We start from the raw sequence: 292 nt of genomic DNA, 5'->3' as shown, positions 1-292 counted from the left end.
GACTTCGTCTACATGCTGAAGATCCGGGTCTCCGACATGGCCGATTTCAACCGCCTCCACAGCGCCACGCTGATCGGCCTGCCGGGGGTGCGCCAGACCCGGACCTTCTTCGTGATGAAGGAGGGGATCGACAACGCGCCGCTCGATCTGTGAGGCGGCCTACCCCTCCCCGCGCCGCGCCTTCCGCAGGGCCTCCCACCGGTCGAGGCGCTCGGCGAGCCGGGACTCGTAGCCGCGCCCCGTGGGCGCGTAGAGATGCTGGCGCCCCAGCGCGTCGGGCCAGTAATCCTGG

At 69.9% G+C, this 292-nt stretch carries 1 protein-coding gene; it reads left to right on the top strand.

Annotation, left to right across the window (positions count from 1 at the left end; all coding sequences use genetic code 11):
• A partial coding sequence (locus ACLBXO_RS32165) for an Lrp/AsnC ligand binding domain-containing protein (RefSeq protein ID WP_447687963.1) occupies positions 1-153 on the top strand: 153 nt, incomplete at its 5' end.
• Positions 154-292 lie beyond the last annotated feature (139 nt).

This window comes from Methylobacterium sp. C33D, assembly GCF_053345825.1.
The sequence above is the reverse complement of the archived record's forward strand: the minus strand, read 5'-3'. Positions and strand labels throughout refer to the sequence as shown.